Below are 20,038 nucleotides of genomic sequence, written 5' to 3' on the forward strand. Positions count from 1 at the left end.
GCGTCACGCTCTAGCATGGCGGCGGGTTCCGCCCAAGCCCGCAGCAGGCGGGCTCGGGCAGGGGCGGTCAGTTGGCCGGGGCGCGGCGGCGGTATTCGGCGGCCAGATAGAGGGCGAGGGCGGCGAAAACGGCGCCGATGCCGATCTGCGGCCAGTCGAATTTGTGCAGGAAATCGGTGATGAAGGCGGCGGCGTCGAATCGCTCCTGTCCCTCCCAGATGCGGTCGAGATAATCGAAGGAGAGGGGCAGTTTCGAGCGGTAGTCGAGATAGGCCCAGGTTTGCGTCTCGAAGGGATGGCGCCCGCCCAGCGTCACCCATTCCAGCGCCGAGACCACGATGGGCACGAGGAAGGCCAGCGGAATGGCCCAGCGGCCCACCGCCGTCGCCATGGCCCCCACCAGCGCCATATAGGGCAGATACCAGAGCAGCGCGCAGACCGCGACGACGAGCAACACCAGCGTCATCTGGGCGTAGATGGCGGCGATCCCGCCCAAAAGCGCCGCATTGCCCAGCCCGGCGATCATGATGGTGGCATAGGCGACGCCGAACATCAGCAATATGCTCAGCAGCGCCACCGCGACGATGGCGCCGGGCAGGATGGTCATCGCTGCCGCGAGCTTGCTCGAGAGCACTTTGAGATCGGAAACCGGCATGGATTTCCAGAACAGCATGGCATTGTCGCGCTTGTCGGCGGCAAAGCCGTCGGCGCAGTAGAAGAACAGCACGAAGCCCAGATAGGCCAGCCAGCCGGCGGCGAGGCCCGCAAAGCCGGCCTCGAACACCCAATTGGGCACCACGGTCAGCAATTGCCCGGAAAAGCGGGTATCGAGCCGGTCGGCGCTGAAGGCCAGCAGCGTCAGCGCGAGGACCACCGCCACCAGGATCAGCGGTGCGATGAGAAAGGCGCCGCGATGCTCGATGAACTCGCGGTGCATGAGCGCCAGGAATGCCTTCATCGCACGGTCTCCGGATTGGCGGTGGGCCGCTGCATCAGGGCGACGAACAGATCGGATATGGTGGGAGTGGAGACCCGGCCCAACGGTTCCAGCGCCGCCCGGTCGGCGCCCTCGAAGATCATCACGGTCTGGCCGAAGCGGGTCTCCTCATAGACGGGGCCGTATTGGCGGGCCGTCTCGCGGGCCGCTTCGTCCTCGGCCACGAGCTGGGTGAATTTCTCGCTCACCGTCTCCATCGGCATGTCCAGGATCATCTCGCCGTCGCGGATGAACATGATGTCGGAGAGCATGAACTCGATCTCGTCCACCTGATGGGTGGTGATGATCAGCGTACGTTCCCCGGTCATGTAGTCTTCCAGAAGGCGCCGGTAGAAGCGCTTGCGATAGGTGATGTCGAGCCCCAGCGTGGGCTCGTCCAGCACCAGCAGCCTGGCGTCGATGGCCATGACCACGGCCAGGTGCAATTGCGCCATCATGCCCTTGGACAGGGTGCGGATCTTCATCTCCGGCCTGATGTCGGTGCCTTCGAGGAAGGCCTGCGCCTTGCCGGGGCTGAAGCGGGGATGGATATCGGCCATGAGCGCGAACAGCTCGCGCACCCGCAGGAAGCGCGGCAGGCTGGCGACGTCGGAAATGAAAGCGACGTGCTCCATCAGCCGGGCGCGGTGGGCGAAGGGGTCCTCGCCCAGCACGCGGATCGTGCCTTCATAGCTGGTCAGGCCCAGCATGGCGTTGAGCGTCGTGGTCTTGCCCGCCCCGTTATGGCCCACCAGCCCGTAGATGCGGCCGGCGGGAATGTCGAAATCGAGCCCGTGCAGGATCTGCTTGCGGCCGAAGGATTTTTTAAGGCCGCGGGTCGAAACCACGGGCTCGGCGGTGTCGGATAGCTGGGTCATTCGCTCTCGCCTTCCGGCTGGTTGTGCGGCGGCAGGCGCCCCCGGTCCCTATTCGTCATAGGCCTGCGTTTCCACCGGGGTCACCGGCGTCGGCAGGGGCGGGGGGGACGGTTCGGCGCCCAGTTCCGAGAGCCGGTGCTGCAATTGCACCATCAGGGCGAGCTTGTCCGTATCGGGCAACTCGTGCAGGCGCCGGCTGAGGCGGATGGTGAAATCGGAAAAGGCGTTGTGCCAGTCCGAGGGCAGTTGCCGCAGATCGACGCGCCGTGCCGCCGGGGTCCGCGCCGCCTGGATGCCGGCAATGGTCAGCTCGAAATAGTCGTCGAGCTGGGGCATCACCACCTGGTCGCCGCCCAGCCTGCCGCTGGCCACCAGCGCCTGGCGCAGCGCCTCGCGCTCCTCGTCCTCGCCATGGGTGAGGAACAGCGCCCCATGGGCCGGCAGCCGCGCCCGGATCCAGTCCATCAGCTCGGAATGGTCGGCATGGGCGGAATAATTGCCCATGGAGCGCACCGCCGCCCGCACCGGCACCAGCGTGCCGTGGATGCGCACTTCCCTGGCGCCCGACAGGATGATCTGGCCCAGCGTGCCCGGGGCCTGATAGCCCACGAACAGCACGGTGGCATTGGCGCGGATGAGATTGTTGCGCAGATGGTGCTTGATGCGCCCGGCATCGGCCATGCCCGATGCCGACATGATGATGGCGCCGCCCTTGATGGCGTTGAGCGCCTTGGAATCCTCCACCGCCTCGATGATGCGGAAGCGCTCGTCGTTGAACAATTCGTCGGCGCTGAGTTCGGTGTCCTCGAACATCTTCGCATATTTGCGATAGACGCCGGTGACCTTGCTGGCCAGCGGCGAATCGAGCACCACCAGCCGCGGGTCGATTTCCCCGTCGCGGATCAGCACGCCGATATCGTGCAGCAATTCCTGGCTGCGCTCCACCGCGAAGGTGGGGATGATGAGATTGCCGCCCCGCTGCAGGGCGGTGTCGATCTCCTGCCGGAGCGCCTCGCGGCGCTGGACCAGCGTATAGTCGGCGCGCTCGCGTCCGCCATAGGTGGATTCGCACAATATGTAGTCGAATCCCGACGGCCCGTCCGGCTCGGCATAGAACACTTTTTCGTCCGGCCCGATATCGCCCGAGAACATCAGCCGCACCGGCTTGCCCTCGCCATTGGTCACCTCGACCTCGATGGAGGCCGAGCCGATGATGTGTCCGGCATTCCAGTAGCGGGCCCGCACGCCCGGACCCGGCTCGATCCACTCCCCGTAATGGCAGGTCCGGCGGTGCTTCAGCGCCTCCTCGGCATCCGCCATGGAATAGAGCGGCCTGGCGGGCTCGTCGCCGCGCCGCCCGCGCTTCCTGGTCTCGCGCTCGGCTTCGCTTTCCTGGATGCCGGCGCTGTCGGGCAGGAGATATTCGAGCAGGCCCGCCGTGGGTTCGGTCATCCACATCGGTCCGCGCCAGCCCTCCAGATAGAGCTTGGGCAACAGGCCCGCGTGATCGATATGGGCGTGGGTGAGCAGGAGGAAGTCGATGGCCTTCGGATCGAAGGGGGTCGGCTTGAGATTGAGGTCGCGGACCGACTTGTTGCCCTGGAACAGGCCGCAATCGACGAGGAACTGCCCGCCCGGATGCACCACCCGGTAGCACGAGCCGGTCACCGTGCCCGCCGCGCCGTGGAAATGGAGGGTGACGGTCATCGGCTGGCTCCTTCTGGCGTGTCTTGTCGGAGTTAGCCCTGTTCGCTCGTTTTTGTCGAGGCGGGCGAGGGTGATCCCTTCAGTTTGAACGCACGAGCCGGTTTACCCTCCCCCTTGCGGGAGAGGGGAATTGCATATGAGCCTGACGGCGCAATGGCCGCTGTCGTGTTCCCCTCCCCCTTGAGGGGGAGTGTTTACTTTGGACGCTTCTGGTTCGATCGTTATTGCCCACACCAACGCTGTGCTGCCCTCGGGCTCGACCCGAGGGCCGGCCTGGGAGCCCCGAAACCCGAGTTTCTTGCACGTGGACAGAGGCCCTCGGGTCAAGCCCGAGGGAAGCCCGGTGTGGGGGATAAATTGTGCCAGCAGTCCGAAATGAACACTTCCCCCTTGAGGGGAGGGGCTAGAGGCTTTCATGTTTTGACGGAATCGACGACCAGCGCTCCCTCCCCCTTGAGGGGAGGGTTGGGGAGGGGGTGGGTTTGGCGAAGCACCGAAGGACCCCCACCCCCGACCCCTCCCCTCAAGGGGGAGGGGAGCAAGAAAGCGCTGATCCGCTTGACAGTGAAAGGCTCTAGGGTGGGGGTTCCGCGCCGTCGATTTTCTCCATGGATCAGTCGGATTCCCGAACAATCCCGAACCCCCACCCTCATTCCCTCCCCCTTGCGGGAGAGGGGAACGCAAGGCGCATGATGCCGGACCGAAGACCCTAATTGCCGAAGATCAGGTCCATCAGCGTGCGTTGCGAGCGCTGCTGCTGATAGGCCGGCTGCTCCTGCTGCAGGGTCGCCGGCGGCGCGAAGGCACCGGGCTGCTCGACGCTCTGCTGGTTCTGTGCGGCCGGGGCGCTGGGCACCCACACTTGCTCGCCCGTGGCCGGATCGGTCACCAGCATCATCGGCATGCCGGTATCGGGGTCGATGGGGGCGGCGCCGAAGCCGCCATCCTGGAAGCCGCCATCCTGCCCCCCGGGCGCGAAGCCGCCCGGATCGGCGGGCTGGCCGAAGCCGTCATACTGGACGATCTGCCCGCCGTCCTGCCCCCATCCGTCCATGGACATGCCGGCATCGGCGCCGGTCTCGACCGGCAGTCCGGTGGCCGGATCGGTCATGGTGCCGGTCTGGATCGGCGGATGCGCCGGCGCCTGCCCGCCAATGGGCCGCAGGCCGGGCAGGGGCTGGCCCGTCGCCGGGTCGATGGCGGTGACCTGCCCGGTGGCCGGATCGGTCACGGTGTGCACCGGCTGGCCGCTGCCCCCGTCCACATATTGCACCATGGGCTGGCCGCTATTGGGGTCGATCACCGGCTGGCCGGTATTGGGGTCGATCAACTGCTGGGCGATGAGCTGGCCGGCATAGGAGCCGCCCGGAATGGGGGCGGGCGAGCGGCCGGCATGGGCTTTGGTCATGAATTCGGACCAGATGGCGGCGGGGACGTTGCCGCCCGAGAGCCGTGTGCCCTTGTTGTCGTCATTGCCCAGCCACACCCCGGTGACCATGGCCGAGGTGTAGCCCACGAACACCGCGTCGCGCGATTGCTGGGAGGTGCCGGTCTTGCCGCCGAAATCCCAGCCCCCGATATTGGCGCCGCGCCCGGTGCCCACTTCCACCGCGGTCTTGAGCATGTCGTTCATCTCGGCCAGCACCGTGGGGTCCACCACCCGGCCCGGCCCGGCGTCGGACGCCTCGTAGAGCAGCTTGCCCTCGACGTCGCTGATGCGGGTGATGACGTTGGGAATGACGCCGTAGCCGCCATTGCCGAAGGGCGCGAAGGCGCTGGTCAGCTCCAGCAGGTTCACTTCCTGCGTCCCCAGCGCGATCGAGGGCACCGGGGTGAGGTTGGAGGAGATGCCCATGCGCATGGCCACCTCGATCACCTTTTCGGGGGTGACGTCGATGGCCAGCCGCCCGGCCACGGTGTTGAGCGAATAGGCCAGGCCCTGCCGCAGGGTCACCGTGCCGGCATAATTGCCCGAGGCGTTGCGCGGGCTCCAGCCATTGTAGTCGAACTGGGCGTCCTCGGCCAAAGTGTCGGGCGTATAGCCCTTTTCCATGGCGGCCATGTAGACGAAGGGCTTGAAGGCCGAGCCGGGCTGGCGTTTGGCGGTGACGGCGCGATTGTACTGGCTGGCCTGGTAGTCGACGCCGCCCACCATGGCGCGCACCGTGCCGTCCACGTCCATGGCCACCAGCGCCCCCTGGGTGAAGCCGCGATTGGGGCCTTCCTGGGCCACCTTCTCCTTGACGATGAATTCGGCGTCGCGCTGCATCTTGTAGTCGATGGTGGTCTGCACCACGACATCGCTCTCGATTTCGCCGATATAGGCGGTCATCAGGCTCTCCACCCAGTCGGCGACATAGGATTCCGAGCCCGCCACCACGGTGCGGATGGTCTGGTTGGGGTCGATCCGGGCGGCATCCGCCTCCTCGCGGGTGATATAGCCCTCCTGGGCCATGAGGTTGAGCACCAGCCGCTGCCGCTCGCGCGCCACATCGGGATTGGCCTTGGGATTATAGGCCGAGGGCGCCGGCAATATGCCCACCAGCATGGCCGCCTGTCCCAGCGACAGATTGCGCGCCGAAACCCCGAAATAGGTCTGCGCCGCCGCCTCGATGCCGGTCGCGCCGGCGCCGAAATAGACGCGGTTCATATAGAGTTCGAGAATTTCCTCCTTGGTGAAATTCTGCTCCAGCCAGATGGCGAGAATGGCTTCCTGCACCTTGCGGCCCAGCGTCTGGTCGGGGGTGAGGAAGAGATTCTTGGCCACCTGCTGGGTGATGGTGGAGGCGCCGCGGGTGACGCCGCGCGCCTGCACCGATTCCACCGCCACCGACAACAGCCCGATGGGGTCGACGCCGAAATGGCTCATGAAGCGGCGGTCTTCCGAGGCGATGAACGCCGCCGGGACGTAGTGGGGCAGTTCGCGGAACGTCACCGCCTCGCCCCCGGTCTGGCCGCGATTGGAGATCAGGCTGCCATCGGCGGCGAGGATGCGGATATTGGGCGGGCGCTCGGGAATGGCCCAGCTATCGGCGGCGGGCAATTGGGCGCCGTAATAGACGATGATGCCGATGACGGCGAGCCCGCCCCAGAGGCAGGCGACGAACCCCCACCACAACAGGCCCATGAGGAAGCCGCCCGAGCGCTTCTTCTTGCGGGCGCGGGCCGGCTCGGCCCGGCCCCGGCGCGGCGGCTTGCCACGGCCCTTGGGGGGCTTGCCGCCGCCGTTGCCGCCGGCGCCGCCATTACCGCCGGGCCGGTCGCCCTCGACCGAAAACACCATGGACTGGCCCAGCGTGGGCTCGACGCGCTGGCCCTTGGCCCCGCGGGGCTGCGGCTTGTTCCGGCGGGCGGCGGGAGCGCCGACGCGGTCATCGGCCGAAATGCGGAAATCCATCAGCGGACCTGTCGAGAAAAGTAGGTTTCTGCCGCTTTTACCCTGTTCGCGGGCGTGAGGAAACCGAGGGCGTCTCCAAAACGCCCATGGCGCGGCCTTGCTCCGCCGCTTCTCTGCGGCAAATGTGGCCGGTTTATGTGAACCCCGCCGTTCCGGCGTTCACTGTTGCGCGCCCGTCACAGCGCGACGCCGGGCAGCGGACGGTTTGACCGGCCCGCCGGCCTCGCGCATAGAGGAGCGATGAACGCCGCCCTGCGCCTGCTTCGCGTCCTTTTCCTCGCCCTCGCCCTCGCCCCCGTCTCCGCCTTGGCGGAAGGGCCGGTGGATGCCGCCTTCCGGGACGCCATCGCCGCCTTCGCGGCGGCGCGCCCGCATCTGGGCGCCGTGGCCGACGGCGTCGACGTCGCCGCCTATGGCGACGCCCTCGGGGGCCGCCGCTTCGCCTCCGCTTATTGGGGCGGCGTCGTCGAGATGGCGGTGGAGGAGCGCCTCGAGGCCACCGGCTCGTGCAGCCGCTTCGCCGCCTTCGTGCGCATGCCGCCCGAAAACGGCGTGGTCGCGCTGGTCCTCTGCCCGGAATTTTCCACCCCCGGCGCCGATTCGCTGCGCCGGCTGACGATCCTGCACGAATTGGTGCACGTGGTGGCCGGGCCCGACGAATGCCGCGCCATGAGCTTCGCCGCCCGCATCGAGCGTCTCGCCTTCGGGCACGCCACCCCGGTCGAGCGCTACTGGCGGGCCAATGGCTGCGAGCGCTCGGGGCTCCGCGCGCCGTGAGAAGGGCCGTTCCTCAGCGCCAGCCCAGGGCCGGGGCGATGTGGGTGAGAATGCTTTCGATGACATGGGCGTTGTATTCGACCCCGAGCTGGTTGGGCACGGTGAGCAGCAGCGTGTCGGCCTCGGCGATGGCCTCGTCCCGGGCCAGCTCGCGGATCAGCGTGTTGGGCTCGCCGGTATAGCCGCGCCCGAAGACGGCGCGCACTTCCGGCTCGATATAGCCGAACTGGTCCTGTTCGGGCCGGCCGGTGCCGAAATAGGCCCGGTCCATGTCGTTGACGAGGGCGAAGATCGAGCGGCTGATCGAGACGCGCGGCGTGCGGGCATGGCCGGCCTGTTTCCAGGCCTGCTTGTAGGCGCGGATCTGCTCGGCCTGCTGGACGTGGAAGGGCTTGCCGCTTTCATCGAAAACCAGCGTCGAGGATTGCAGATTCATGCCCATCTTCGCCGCCCAGATGGCGGTGCCCGCGGTGGCCGAGCCCCACCAGATGCGGTCCCGCAGCCCCTCCGAATGCGGCTCGAGGCGCAGCAGGCCCGGCGGGTTGGGGAACATGGGCTGCGGATTGGGCTGGGCGAAGCCCTGTCCCTTGAGCGCTTCGAGCAGCACTTCGGCATTGGTGCGCGCCATGTCGGCATCGGTCTGCCCGTCCTGCGGCACATAGCCGAAATAGCGCCAGCCATCGATGACCTGCTCGGGCGAGCCCCGGCTGATGCCCAGTTGCAGCCTGCCGCCGGCGATGAGATCGGCGGCGCCGGCGTCCTCCACCATGTAAAGCGGGTTCTCGTAGCGCATGTCGATGACGGCGGTGCCGATTTCGATCCGGCTCGTGCGCGCCCCCACCGCCGCCAGCAGCGGAAAGGGCGAGGCGAGCTGCCGGGCGAAATGGTGGACGCGGAAATAGGCACCGTCGGCGCCCAGTTCCTCGGCCGCCACCGACAGCTCGATCGATTGCAGCAGCGCATCGCTGGCCGATCGCGTGCCCGATTGCGGCGACGGGTTCCAGTGGCCGAAGGACAGAAAGCCGATCTTTTTCATCTTTGCCTCGCTATGGGATGGACGCAGCCTATCCCTTCGGCACGGCGAGAAAAAGCCGGCCCGGCGGAACGGACCGGCTCCTTTGCATGAACGACGGCATCCTTTTTCCTCCCCTCCCCCTTAGGGGAGGCAGCGCTCGCCGCCGCTTCCGTCAAGCATTGAGACGGCCTAGACGTCCAGATTGCTCACATTGAGCGCATTGTCCTGGATGAAGTCGCGGCGTGGCTCGACGAGGTCGCCCATCAGGGCGGTGAAGATGCGGTCGGCTTCGCTGGTCTCGTCGATCTCGACGCGCAGCAGGGTGCGGGCATTGGGATCGAGGGTGGTTTCCCAGAGCTGTTCGGCATTCATCTCGCCCAGCCCCTTGTAGCGCTGCAGCGAGACGCCCTTGCGGCCCGCATCGGTCACCGTCCGGAACAGGGTCGAGGGCCCGTAGATATTGGTGGTCTCGCCCTTGCGGGTCAGGGTCGGCACCCCGCCGAACAGTTCGTCCAGCCGTCCGGCCAGCGCCCGCAGCTTGCGCGCATCGGCGCTTTGCAGCAGCGCCGCGTCGATCTGGTGGGTCTCGGTGACGCCGCGCACGGTGCGCGAAAAGGCCAGCGCGTCCTCGTCGGTCACTTCGCCGGTCCAGCCGCGCTCCCATTCGTCGGAGATGCGGTCGAGCCGGTTGGCGACGCGCTTCAGCGTCGCCGCCGATTTTTCCGGATTGGACATGCCGTCCGGGTCGAGCCCGCCCACGATCGCCGCCTGCTCCACCAGATTGCGGTTGTAGCGGGTGTTGAGATTGTCGATGGCGTTGACGATGTCGCGCGCCTGGTGGAGGATTCCGAGCAGGTCCGCGCCGGCATGCACGGCCCCGTCGCGGGTGCGGAACACCGCGTCTTCGAGCCCGCCTTCGAGCAGATAGTCCTCCAGCGCCCGCTCGTCCTTGAGATAGAGCTCGGAACGGCCGCGCGTGGCTTTGTAGAGCGGGGGCTGGGCGATGTAGATATGGCCGCGCTCGATCAATTCGCGCATCTGGCGGTAGAAGAAGGTCAGCAGCAGCGTGCGGATATGGGCGCCGTCCACGTCCGCGTCGGTCATGATGATGATCTTGTGGTAGCGCAGCTTGTCCGGGTTGAACTCCTCGCGCCCGATACCGGTGCCCAGCGCGGTGATCAGCGTGCCCACCTGGTCCGACGAGATCATGCGGTCGAAGCGCGCGCGCTCGACATTGAGGATCTTGCCCCGGAGGGGCAGCACGGCCTGGTTGGAGCGGTCGCGGCCCTGCTTGGCCGAGCCGCCGGCAGAATCGCCCTCGACGATGAAGATTTCCGACTTGGCCGGGTCGCGTTCCTGGCAGTCGGCCAGCTTGCCGGGCAGGGAGGAGATTTCCAGCGCCCCCTTGCGGCGGGTCAGCTCGCGCGCCTTGCGCGCCGCCTCGCGGGCCGCCGCCGCCTCCACCACCTTGGCCACGATGGTGCGCGCCTCGTTGGGATGCTCCTCGAACCACTGGCCGAGCTTTTCGTTGACGACGTTCTCCACCACCGGCCGCACTTCGGAGGAAACCAGCTTGTCCTTGGTCTGGGAGGAGAATTTGGGGTCGGGCACCTTGACCGAGAGCACGCAGGTCAGTCCCTCGCGGGTATCGTCGCCGCTCAGCTCCACCTTTTCCTTCTTGGCGATGCCCGAGCTCGTCGCATAGCCGGTCACCTGCCGGGTCAGCGCGCCGCGCAGCCCCGCCAGATGGGTGCCGCCGTCGCGCTGCGGGATGTTGTTGGTGAAGCACAGCACGTTTTCGTGGTAGCTGTCGTTCCATTGCAGCGCCACCTCGACGGTGATGCCGTCCTTTTCGGCGCGCATGGCGATGGGGCTGTCCAGCACCGGCTGCTTGCCCTTGTCGAGATAGTTGACGAAGGCCTCGAGCCCGCCTTCGTAGTGAAGCTCGACCTCGACCGGCTCGGGATGGCGGCGGTCGGCCAAAAGGATGCGGACGCCCGAATTGAGAAAGGCCAGCTCGCGCAGCCGGTGCTCGAGCGTCTTGAAGTCGAACTCCACCATGGTGAAGGTTTCGGGGCTGGGCAGGAAGGTCACCGCCGTGCCCGAGCGTCCCTCATATTCCCCCACCACCGCGAGCGGCGCATCGGCCACCCCATGGGTGAAGCTCATCTCGTGCACCTTGCCGTTCTGGCGGATGGAGAGCTTCAGAAAGACCGAGAGCGCATTGACCACCGAGACGCCCACGCCGTGCAGGCCGCCCGAGACCTTGTAGGCGTTCTGGTCGAATTTGCCCCCCGCATGCAGCTGGGTCATGATGACCTCGGCCGCCGAGACGCCTTCCTCCTTGTGGATGCCGGTGGGGATGCCGCGGCCATTGTCGGTCACGGTGCAGGAGCCGTCGGCATTGAGGGTGACGGTCACGAGGTCGGCGTGGCCCGCCAGCGCCTCGTCGATGGCGTTGTCCACCACTTCGGTGACCATGTGGTGCAGGCCCGAACCGTCGTCGGTATCCCCGATATACATGCCGGGGCGCTTGCGCACCGCGTCGAGGCCCTTGAGCACCTTGATGCTGTCGGCGCCGTAATCGATGGGGGTCGGGTTCTCGCTGTCGCTCATGGGATCCGAATCAGTCCTTTTCGCTTCCGTCCGGTTCTAGCGGAACGGGGGCCAAACCCCAAGGAAATTGGCCATTTCCGCCCCATTTCCCTGGTCTTTCCACCGGCCCGGGGTCACGCTCGCGCCAGTCGTCCGTCGCGCACCGAAACATGTTGGGCCCGCCCGCCCAGGGCCTCGAACAGCACCGGGTCGGTGCCGGTGAGGAAACACTGGGTCTCCAGCCCGTCCAGCGCCGCGAACAGCGCCCTGCGGCGGTCGGGATCGAGATGGGCGGCGATCTCGTCGAGCAGCAGGAACGGCACGATGCCGGTGCGCAGGCGCACCAGCCGGGCATGGGCCAGCACCAGCCCGATCAGCATGGCCTTCTGTTCGCCGGTCGAGCCCAGCGCCGCCTTCATGGCCTTCTGGGCGTGGACGACCTCGAGATCGACGCGGTGCGGTCCAGATGTGGTGCGTCCGGCGGCCCGGTCAAGGCCCCGCAAATCATGCCAGCGCTGCGCCAGCCGGGCCTCGAGCGCGGCCGAGGTGGCCGGTCCGGCCTCGTCCTCGAACAGCGCCGTCAGCGACAATTGCGCGGCGGGAAAGCCGGTATCGCCCAGGCTCTCGGCGATCAGCGCCTGCAGGTGGAAGAGGCTGTCGGTGCGGTTGAGGTGGATGGAGGCGCCCAGCGCCGCCATCTGCGCTTCCACCGCCGTCAGCCAGCGCGGATCGCCCCCTTCCTCGAGCAGCCGGTTGCGCTGGCGCATGGCCTTGTCGAAATCGGCCACGGCGGCCGAATGGTCCGGGATCAGCGTCGTCACCAGCCGGTCGAGAAAGCGCCGCCGCTCGCCGGCCGGGCCGGAAAACAGCCCGTCCATGGCCGGGGTCAGCCAGAGCAGGCGCAGATAGTCGCTCATCGCCTCGACCGAGCGGGCATTGGCGCCGTTGATGCGCACCCGCCTGCCGCCATCGGGCAGCGCGCCGGTGCCGATATCGGCCGGCCCGCCGGCGGTCTCGATGGTGGCGGCGACGGCCCAGCCGGTGTCCGATCCCTGGGCCTGGAGCAGGTCGAAACCCGCCCCGCGCAGCCCCCTTCCCGGCGAGAGCACCGAAATGGCCTCCAGCAGATTGGTCTTGCCCGAGCCATTGGGCCCGGTCAGCACCACATGGCGCGCATCCAGGTCCAGCGCCGCCGAGACGTAATTGCGAAAGGAGGTGAGGCGCAGGCGCGAAATATGGCGGATCATGTCGCCGTGTGCGGCCTCACACCCGCATCGGCATCAGCACGTAAAGCGCGTTGGCCTCGCCCTCTTCCCGCACCAGGGTGGGGGAGTTGGCGTCGTTGAACAGGAAGACGGCGTTTTCCGAGCGGATCTGGGTGATGATGTCGAGCAGATAGCGCGCGTTGAAGCCGATCTCGAAGCCGTCGGTGTCGAAATCCACCGCCACTTCCTCATTGGCCGTGCCGTGATCGGGATTGGTCACCGACAATTCCAGCAGGCCGTTCCGGGCGGAGAGCTTGACCGCCTTGCCGCCGCGGTCCGAGGCGATGGTGGAGACGCGGTCGACGGCGATGGCGAAGCCCTGCCGGTCCACCAGCATCTGCTTGTCGTTGTTCTTCGGGGTCACCCGCTCGTAATCGGGGAAAGTGCCCTCGATGAGCTTGGAGAGCAGCACCACCGGGCCGACGGTGAAGCGGATCTTGGTGTCGCTGACCTCGACATGCACCTCGCCCTCGACGCCGTCGAGCAGCTTCTGCACCTCGCCCACGGTCTTTTTGGGCACGATGATGCCGCTCATGCCCTCGGCGCCGGCGGGGGCCGCGATCTCGGCGCGGGCCATGCGGTGCCCGTCCGTGGCCACCGCCCGGAACAGCGCCCCGGCGGCGGAATTGTCCACGGCATGGAAATAGATGCCGTTAAGATAATAGCGCGTCTCCTCGTTGGAGATGGCGAACTGGGTGCGCTCGATCAGCTCGCGCAGCGCCGCCGCGTCGATATCGAAATCGTGCGCGAAGGCGCCCGATTTAAGATCGGGGAAACTCTCGGGGGACAGGCATGCCAGGTTGAAGCGCGACCGCCCCGAGACCAGCACCATGTTCTCGCCGCCATCGGTCTCGAGCCGCACCTCGGCCCCGTCCGCCAGCTTGCGCACGATTTCATAGAGCGTATGGGCCGGAACCGTGGTCGCGCCCGGCGTCGAGACCATGGCGGGCACGCTTTCGGTCACCTCGATGTCCAGATCGGTGGCGCGCAGCTCGATATGGTCGTTTTCGGCGCGCAGCAGCACGTTGGCCAGGATCGGATAGGTGTTGCGCCGCTCGACCACCCGATGCACATGGCTCAGCGATTTGAGCAGATGATTGCGTTCGAGCGTGACTTTCATGCGGCGACTTCCTGACGGTACGCGGACAGCAAAAACCCCAGCGAACCGGGGCTTGGACATTTGCAATTTGCGAGAGGTTTAGCAAGGGCGGGCAGCCGGTTTGCCCCGAAAATCCCCGCCCGGCCGGCCCCTCTCCCCTGGCGGGGGAGGTTGGCTCGGTCGCCGGCGGGGACGCCCCCTATTCCTCCAGCATGCGCTTGAGCAGTTCGATCTCCTGGCCCAGCTCCAGATCGTCCTTGATGAGCTGCTCCACCTTGCGCACCGAATGCAGCACCGTCGTGTGGTCCCTCCCGCCGAAGCGGCGGCCGATCTCGGGGAGCGAGCGCGAGGTCAGCGCCTTGGCCAGATACATGGCGATCTGGCGCGGGCGCACCACGTCGCGGCTGCGGCGGGCCGAGAGCAGCTCGTTGCGGGGCACCTTGAAATGGCGCGAGACGATCTTGAGGATGTCCTCGATGCGGATGCGCTTGGCGTCGCGGGTGCGGATGAGGTCGGCCAGCGTCTTTTCGGCCAGCGGCACGGTGATCAGTTCGCCGGTGAGCTGGTTGGCGGCCACCAGCCGGTTGACGGCGCCGTCCAGGTCGCGCCCATGGCTGATCACGGCGCGCGAGATATAGTCGATCACCGCCGCCGGGAACTGCATGCCGAAGCGGGCGTTCACCTGGTCGGCGCGGCGCTGCACGATGGCGCGGCGCAGCTCGATGTCGAAGGCGGTGATCGGCACCACCAGCCCGCCCGAAAGGCGCGAGCGCACCCGCTCGTCGAGCATTTCGAGGTCGCGCGGCGGCGCGTCGCCCGCCACCACCACCTGCTTGGCCCCGGTGAGCAGCGTGCCCAGCGTATGGCCGAACTCGGTGGCCGACTTGCCCTGCAGGAACTGCATGTCGTCGATCAGCAGCAGGTCGACCCGGCGCAGCCATTCCTTGAAGCCCAGCGCCGACTGGCGCTGCACCGCACTGATGAAATGGTACATGAAATGGTCGGCCGTCAGATAGACGATGTTCTTGGACGGATCGGCCTGGCTCACCGCATGGGCGATGGCGTTGAGCAGGTGGGATTTGCCCAGGCCGACCGTGGAATGCACATAGACCGGATTGAAGGTGACCGTGTCGTTGATGGCGGCATGGGCGATTTGCCTGGCCACCCCGAAGGCCATTTCATTGGCGGTGCCGGCCACGAAGTTCTCGAAGGTCATGCGCGGGTCGATGGCGCTGCCCGAAAGGGCATCCCCCTTCGAATTGTCGCGCACGAGGCGCGGCGCGGCGGGGGCCGGAGAGGGAGAGGGCGCGGCCGCCGGCTGGAGGGCGGGCGTCTCGGCCGCCGCCTCGGGGGCCGGGGCGAGGCGCGGGCGGGCCTGGCCGTTGACCCGCATGGTCACCTGCAGCCGCGCCGCCTCCGGCACGTCGTTGCGGAAGGCCTCCACGATGCGGTCGGCATAGTTCGATTGCACCCAGGAGCACAGGAAGCGCGTGGGGGCGGACAGATGCACCAGGTCCTCGACCAGCTCCTCCAGCTCGAGCCGCGCGAACCAGGAGGTGAAGACGTCCTCGCCCACCGCCGTTTTCAGCCGGGCCCGCACACGGGTCCAGAGCTCGCGCTGCGACTGGGTGGAGGTGTCGGAACCGGACATGACTGGAATACCGCCTTTGCTGGAAGTGGGAAGGGAGGGGGAAGTGGCCGGAGCCCCGTCGTCCCTTCCCGCGGTCGCCTGTCGCATCATCGTATCTAGCCCCATATCTCTGCTGCCGTCCGGTCCGCAAAAATCCGGAGGCACCGTAAACAATCCTGCTGCCGCGCCCGCCCTGCCGGGACATCCGGGCACGGCTTCGCCCCTGCGCCCGCCCTGCGGGCACGCCTGTTCGGTCCGGCGGACTGGTGCCGCCGTTTCCCTATCGACCTGTCACTTGAACCCGGCCTGACCTGGCCGGAGGTCTGTCGAACGCTGCCAACCTCGAATGAACCGGCCGCGCAATTGCGGCCAACACAATCTCTACTGGCTCCAACGCCCGGGCGTTTCCGCCGGGGGTTGCCCCATACACGTCTCCCTCGCGGGACCCGGCCGGTGAAGTCGGGAGCGTCGAGCGCTCCTCTTTTCCTCGCCGGCCCGGATACATTAGAGGCACGGGTTTGGACCCGCAACACGTGAATCGTTGAAATAGGGGCTTGACTCGGAGTTGGGATTTTCGCCACCGCCCGCCCGTCGAAAGTGCCTGCGGACAAGAGCCTGTGACTCAAGGCAGATTCCAACCCTTAGCCGGGTGCATATGGTGAAAAATTTATTCCGCCCACCCCGGTTTAAGGGGGCGGCGGGCGGTGGAATACCCGCGCGCCTGCTCTCGCAACCCATTGGACGAAAAGGGAGAACTGGGAAGTACGCCCTATGTTCCGCTGGCGGCCGGAGCGTCACCGGCCTGTCATGTGACAGGGGTGCGACGAAAAACTTGCCCGTCCGGGACCAAAGAAAATGGGCCCCTTCCGGAGCCCATTCGCCATGGCTTCGCGCGGGCCCCGAGCGGGCCGCGGCGAGTTCGCCTCAGACCGCCAGCGCCTTTACGCGGGCGTTGAGGCGGCTCACCTTGCGGGCCGCCACATTGGCGTGGACGATGCCCTTGCCGGCGGCGCGGCTGATCTCGGGCTCGGCAGCCTTGAGCGCGGTGGAGGCGGCGGCGTGGTCGCCCGAGGCGATCGCTTCCTCGACCTTGCGGATGAAGGTGCGCATGCGGCTGCGGCGCGACTTGTTGGTCGCGGTGCGGGCCGCGATCTTGCGGGTCGCCTTCTGGGCTGACGGCGTATTGGCCATTTCGGTCCTCTTGATCGTCCAGCCGGACAGACGGGCGCCTCGGGGCGCCGCAGCCTGCCGGGATGAAATGAAAGCGGCGGCCAGGGAGCCGCCAAGTCGGGCGGTCTATAGGGGAAAGGCGGGAAAACGTCAATACGATTCCCCGGCGGCGCGCGCGGGGCGGCGGCGCGGCCTTACGGCGCCTTCTGGCACACCGGGCAGAAGAAGGTCGAGCGGCCCGATTGCACGATCCTGTGCACCACGCCCGGACACAGCGGGGTGGGGCAGGGATCGCCCTCCCGGTCATAGACGGCGAAATTGTGCTGGAAATAGCCCGCGCCCTCGACGCTGCGGAAATCCCTGATGGTGGAGCCGCCCACCTCGATGGCGGCTATCAGCACTTCGCGCACGCCATTGGCGAGGTCCTCCAGCGCCTTTTTGGGCCGTCCGTCCGCCCGCACCAGCGTCCCGGCGGCGATGGTGGGCAGGATATGGGCGCGGTGCAGCGCCTCGGCGACATAGATATTGCCCAGCCCCGCCACCACGCGCTGGTCGAGCAGCGCCGCCTTGATCGGCGCCTTGCGTCCCCTGAAGGCCCGGGCCAGCGCCGCGGCGTTGAATTCGTTGCCCAGCGGCTCGGGGCCGAGCCCCTGCAAATAGGGGCTGGTGGACACGTCGTCGTAAAGATCGATGAAGCCGAAGCGGCGCGGATCGGCATAGATCAGGTGGCTCCTGCCGTGCCGGGGGTGGGACAGCTCCCAGATCATGTGGTCGTGCCGGGGCTCGGTGCCCGGCTCGTAATAGCGCGGCGGCTTGTCGATGGGATGTTCGGCAAAGCGCCAGGAGCCGGTCATGCCCAGATGGCTGAGCAGCGTCCGGCCGTCCGAAAGGTCCATCAGCAGATATTTGGCCCGCCGCCGCACCGCCGTCACCACCCGCCCCTCCAGCGCCGCCGCCAGTCCCTCGGGGAAGGGAAAGCGCAGATCGGGACGGTTGAGCCTTACCGAAAGGATCGTCGCGTCCTCGACCCAGGGGGCGAGCCCCCGGCGCACGGTTTCGACCTCGGGCAGTTCGGGCATGCGGTGCAACTCCTTCACCCTGCGCCGGTTTGGGCCATGGGCATTTGTGCAGGCCTTATATAAGGTGCGGCGCAGAAACGACGAGGCCTGTCGAGCAGATGCCATCCGATGCCATGACCCAGAAGCGTGAAACCACCCATTTCGGCGAGCGGACCGTCGCCCTCGAGGACAAGCAGGGCCTGGTCGACAAGGTGTTCCACGACGTGGCCGACCGCTACGACCTGATGAACGATCTGATGAGCGGGGGCGTGCACCGGCTCTGGAAGGACGCCCTGGTGGCCGACCTGGCCCCGCCCCGCAACGGCACCCGTCCCTATCGCGTGCTCGACATGGCCGGGGGCACGGGCGACATCGCCGAGCGCATCGTCAATGTTTCGCTCGGCTATGCGCAGGTGGTGGTTTCCGACATCAATCCGGACATGCTGCGGGTGGGCGCGGAGCGGGCGCGCCACTGGCGCTATCCCGATCAGGTCAGCTTCGTTGAAGCCAATGCCGAGGAACTGCCCTTCGAAAGCGGCAGCTTCGATGCCTATACGATCGCCTTCGGCATCCGCAACGTGCCGCGCATCCGCAAGGCGCTGGACGAGGCGCATCGGGTGCTGCGGCGCGGCGGGCGCATCCTGGTGCTCGAATTCTCCCGCGTCGACGTGCCCGGGCTCGAGGCGCTCTACCGGGGGTTTTCCGATCGGGTGATCCCGCCGCTGGGCCGCATCGTCACCGGCGATGCCCAGCCCTACCAGTATCTGGTGGAATCGATCCGCAAATTCCCCGAGCCGGCGCAGTTTTCGTCCATGCTGGCCGGGGCCGGCTTCAAGCGGGTGAAGCACACCGCCTATAGCGGCAATATCGCCACGCTGTTCTCGGGCTGGAAGCTCTGATCCATGGCGCTGGGCTCCTATTTCCGTCTCGCCCATGCCGGCTGGGTGCTGGCCCGGGAAGGCGCCTTTTCGGTGCTGCCCGTCCAGTCCCTGCCCCCGATGATGAAGGCGGGCATCGCCCTGGCGCGCCTGGTCGAGCGCCGCGCCGTGCGCCGCACCGGGCGCATCGAAAGGCTCAATGCGGCGCTGCACCGGCTCGGCCCCTCCTATGTGAAATTCGGCCAGACCCTGGCGACGCGGCCCGATATCGTGGGCGCCGAGGCCGCCGCCGACCTCTCCGGCCTGCAGGACCGCATGCCGCCCTTCGATCCCGCGCTGGTGCCGGGCATCCTCGAGGCGGCGCTGGGCTCCAAGGCCGCCCAGTTGCACGAGGTCAGCGAGCCCGTCGCCGCCGCCTCCATCGCCCAGGTGCATCGGGCGCGCCTGCGCGTTCCGGGGGAAGTGAACCGGGTCGTCGCCGTCAAGATGCTGCGGCCCGGCATCGCCGAGCGCTTCCACGCCGATACCCGCAGCCTTTATGCCGGGGCGCGCCTGGCCGAGGCCTTTTCACGCGCCAGCCGGCGGCTGCGGCCCACCGAGGTGGTGCGCACGCTCGACCATTCCATGCGGCTCGAGCTCGATTTGCGGCTCGAGGCCGCCGCCATTTCCGAGATGGCGCAGAATATCCGCGATGACGAGGGTTTCGTCATTCCCGAGGTGCAATGGGACCATGTGGCCGAGAACGTCCTGACCACCAGTTGGGTGGACGGCATCCCCATCCGCGACCATGCCGCCATCGACGCCGCCGGCATCGACCGCAAGGCGCTCGCCGCCAAGCTGCTCCAGGCCTTCCTGCGCCACGCCATTCGCGACGGCTTCTTCCATGCCGACATGCATCCGGGCAATCTGTTCGCCGATCCGCGCACCGGCGACGTCATCGCCGTCGATTTCGGCATTATGGGCCGCATCAACCGCCGCGAGCGCCGTTTCCTCGCCGATATCCTCTATGGCTTCATCACCCGCGACTATCGGCTGGTCGCGCAGCGCCATTTCGATATCGGCTATGTGCCCCAGCATCAGTCGGTGGACGATTTCGCCCTGGCCATCCGCTCCATCGGCGAGCCGCTGCACGGGCGCACCGCCGCCGACATCTCCATGGCCCGGGTGCTGGGCCAGTTGTTCGCCGTCACCGAATTGTTCGACATGCAGACCCGGCCGGAGCTGGTGCTGCTGCAAAAATCCATGGTGCTGGCGGAGGGGGTCTCCCGCACCCTCGATCCCGCCCTCGACATCTGGACCGTGGCCGAGCCAGTGGTGGGCCAGTGGCTGCGGCGCGAGGAGGGTCCCCTGGGGCGGATCGACGATCTCGTGGGCCATCTGACCCGCCTCGGGGAAGCGGCCGTGCGCGTGCCCGACCTGCTCGCCCAGGCCGAGCTGACCATGCAGGAGCATCGCGCCATGATGCGGCGGCCGCCCGATCGGCTGATGCGCGGCGCGGGGCTTGCCGTGCTCTCGGCCGTCTTCGTCCTTATCCTGGTGCTGATCTGGCGTCTGCTCGTTCAAAGCTGAGGGCGGCGCCAATCCTCCGCTTGC

Annotated in this window: 14 protein-coding genes; 3 read left to right on the top strand and 11 right to left on the bottom strand. The window is 67.3% G+C overall.

Annotation, left to right across the window (positions count from 1 at the left end; translation table 11 throughout):
• Positions 1-67 precede the first annotated feature (67 nt).
• The 4 genes from ACFOOL_RS10860 to ACFOOL_RS10875 form a co-directional block, all read right to left on the bottom strand.
• A complete protein-coding gene (locus ACFOOL_RS10860; protein ID WP_380097026.1) occupies positions 68-958 on the bottom strand; it encodes a hypothetical protein in 891 nt (296 codons plus the stop codon).
• Positions 955-1,854 carry an ABC transporter ATP-binding protein gene (locus tag ACFOOL_RS10865; RefSeq protein ID WP_380097028.1) on the bottom strand — a complete coding sequence of 300 codons (900 nt, stop codon included), beginning with the start codon at positions 1,852-1,854 and terminating at the stop codon, positions 955-957. Before ACFOOL_RS10865 ends, ACFOOL_RS10860 begins: the two co-directional genes overlap by 4 nt.
• Positions 1,855-1,902: 48 nt before the next feature.
• The gene (locus tag ACFOOL_RS10870) at positions 1,903-3,561 is read right to left on the bottom strand and encodes an MBL fold metallo-hydrolase RNA specificity domain-containing protein (protein ID WP_380097029.1); all 1,659 of its coding nucleotides are present in this window, start codon (positions 3,559-3,561) and stop codon (positions 1,903-1,905) included.
• A gap of 709 nt (positions 3,562-4,270) precedes the next feature.
• Positions 4,271-6,958, bottom strand: a complete 2,688-nt coding sequence (locus ACFOOL_RS10875) for a transglycosylase domain-containing protein (RefSeq protein WP_380097030.1) — start codon at positions 6,956-6,958, stop codon at positions 4,271-4,273.
• 240 nt (positions 6,959-7,198) lie between these two features.
• Between ACFOOL_RS10875 and ACFOOL_RS10880 the strand changes: the two genes are divergently transcribed.
• A complete protein-coding gene (locus ACFOOL_RS10880) occupies positions 7,199-7,735 on the top strand; it encodes a hypothetical protein (RefSeq protein WP_380097031.1) in 537 nt (178 codons plus the stop codon).
• A 13-nt stretch (positions 7,736-7,748) separates the two neighbouring features.
• On the opposite strand, the gene ACFOOL_RS10885 is transcribed toward ACFOOL_RS10880, so the two are convergent.
• The 7 genes from ACFOOL_RS10885 to mutM form a co-directional block, all read right to left on the bottom strand.
• Positions 7,749-8,771 carry an LLM class flavin-dependent oxidoreductase gene (locus ACFOOL_RS10885; RefSeq protein ID WP_380097032.1) on the bottom strand — a complete coding sequence of 341 codons (1,023 nt, stop codon included), beginning with the start codon at positions 8,769-8,771 and terminating at the stop codon, positions 7,749-7,751.
• A gap of 168 nt (positions 8,772-8,939) precedes the next feature.
• Positions 8,940-11,366 carry a DNA topoisomerase (ATP-hydrolyzing) subunit B gene (gene gyrB, locus ACFOOL_RS10890; RefSeq protein ID WP_380097034.1) on the bottom strand — a complete coding sequence of 809 codons (2,427 nt, stop codon included), beginning with the start codon at positions 11,364-11,366 and terminating at the stop codon, positions 8,940-8,942.
• A gap of 113 nt (positions 11,367-11,479) precedes the next feature.
• Positions 11,480-12,592: a DNA replication/repair protein RecF gene (gene recF / locus ACFOOL_RS10895; protein WP_380097035.1), complete on the bottom strand. Its 1,113-nt coding sequence runs from the start codon at positions 12,590-12,592 to the stop codon at positions 11,480-11,482.
• 16 nt (positions 12,593-12,608) lie between these two features.
• A complete protein-coding gene (dnaN, locus tag ACFOOL_RS10900) occupies positions 12,609-13,730 on the bottom strand; it encodes a DNA polymerase III subunit beta (protein WP_380097037.1) in 1,122 nt (373 codons plus the stop codon).
• 178 nt (positions 13,731-13,908) lie between these two features.
• Positions 13,909-15,360 (bottom strand): chromosomal replication initiator protein DnaA, encoded by a 1,452-nt coding sequence (gene dnaA, locus ACFOOL_RS10905; RefSeq protein WP_380097038.1) that lies wholly within the window; start codon positions 15,358-15,360, stop codon positions 13,909-13,911.
• Between the two features lie 903 nt (positions 15,361-16,263).
• The gene (rpsT, locus tag ACFOOL_RS10910) at positions 16,264-16,530 is read right to left on the bottom strand and encodes a 30S ribosomal protein S20 (RefSeq protein WP_380097039.1); all 267 of its coding nucleotides are present in this window, start codon (positions 16,528-16,530) and stop codon (positions 16,264-16,266) included.
• A gap of 173 nt (positions 16,531-16,703) precedes the next feature.
• Positions 16,704-17,588, bottom strand: a complete 885-nt coding sequence (gene mutM, locus ACFOOL_RS10915) for a bifunctional DNA-formamidopyrimidine glycosylase/DNA-(apurinic or apyrimidinic site) lyase (RefSeq protein WP_380097040.1) — start codon at positions 17,586-17,588, stop codon at positions 16,704-16,706.
• Positions 17,589-17,701: 113 nt separating this feature from the next.
• On the opposite strand from mutM, the gene ubiE reads away from it, so the two are divergent.
• Together ubiE and ubiB are read left to right on the top strand one after the other, a co-directional pair.
• Positions 17,702-18,466, top strand: coding sequence for a bifunctional demethylmenaquinone methyltransferase/2-methoxy-6-polyprenyl-1,4-benzoquinol methylase UbiE (gene ubiE, locus ACFOOL_RS10920; protein ID WP_380097041.1), 765 nt, complete (start codon positions 17,702-17,704; stop codon positions 18,464-18,466).
• A gap of 3 nt (positions 18,467-18,469) precedes the next feature.
• Positions 18,470-20,014 carry a 2-polyprenylphenol 6-hydroxylase gene (gene ubiB, locus ACFOOL_RS10925; RefSeq protein WP_380097042.1) on the top strand — a complete coding sequence of 515 codons (1,545 nt, stop codon included), beginning with the start codon at positions 18,470-18,472 and terminating at the stop codon, positions 20,012-20,014.
• Positions 20,015-20,038: the final 24 nt, after the last annotated feature.

Origin of the sequence: Devosia honganensis, from assembly GCF_042648785.1 — a bacterium.
Classification (GTDB): Bacteria; Pseudomonadota; Alphaproteobacteria; order Rhizobiales; family Devosiaceae; genus Devosia; species Devosia honganensis.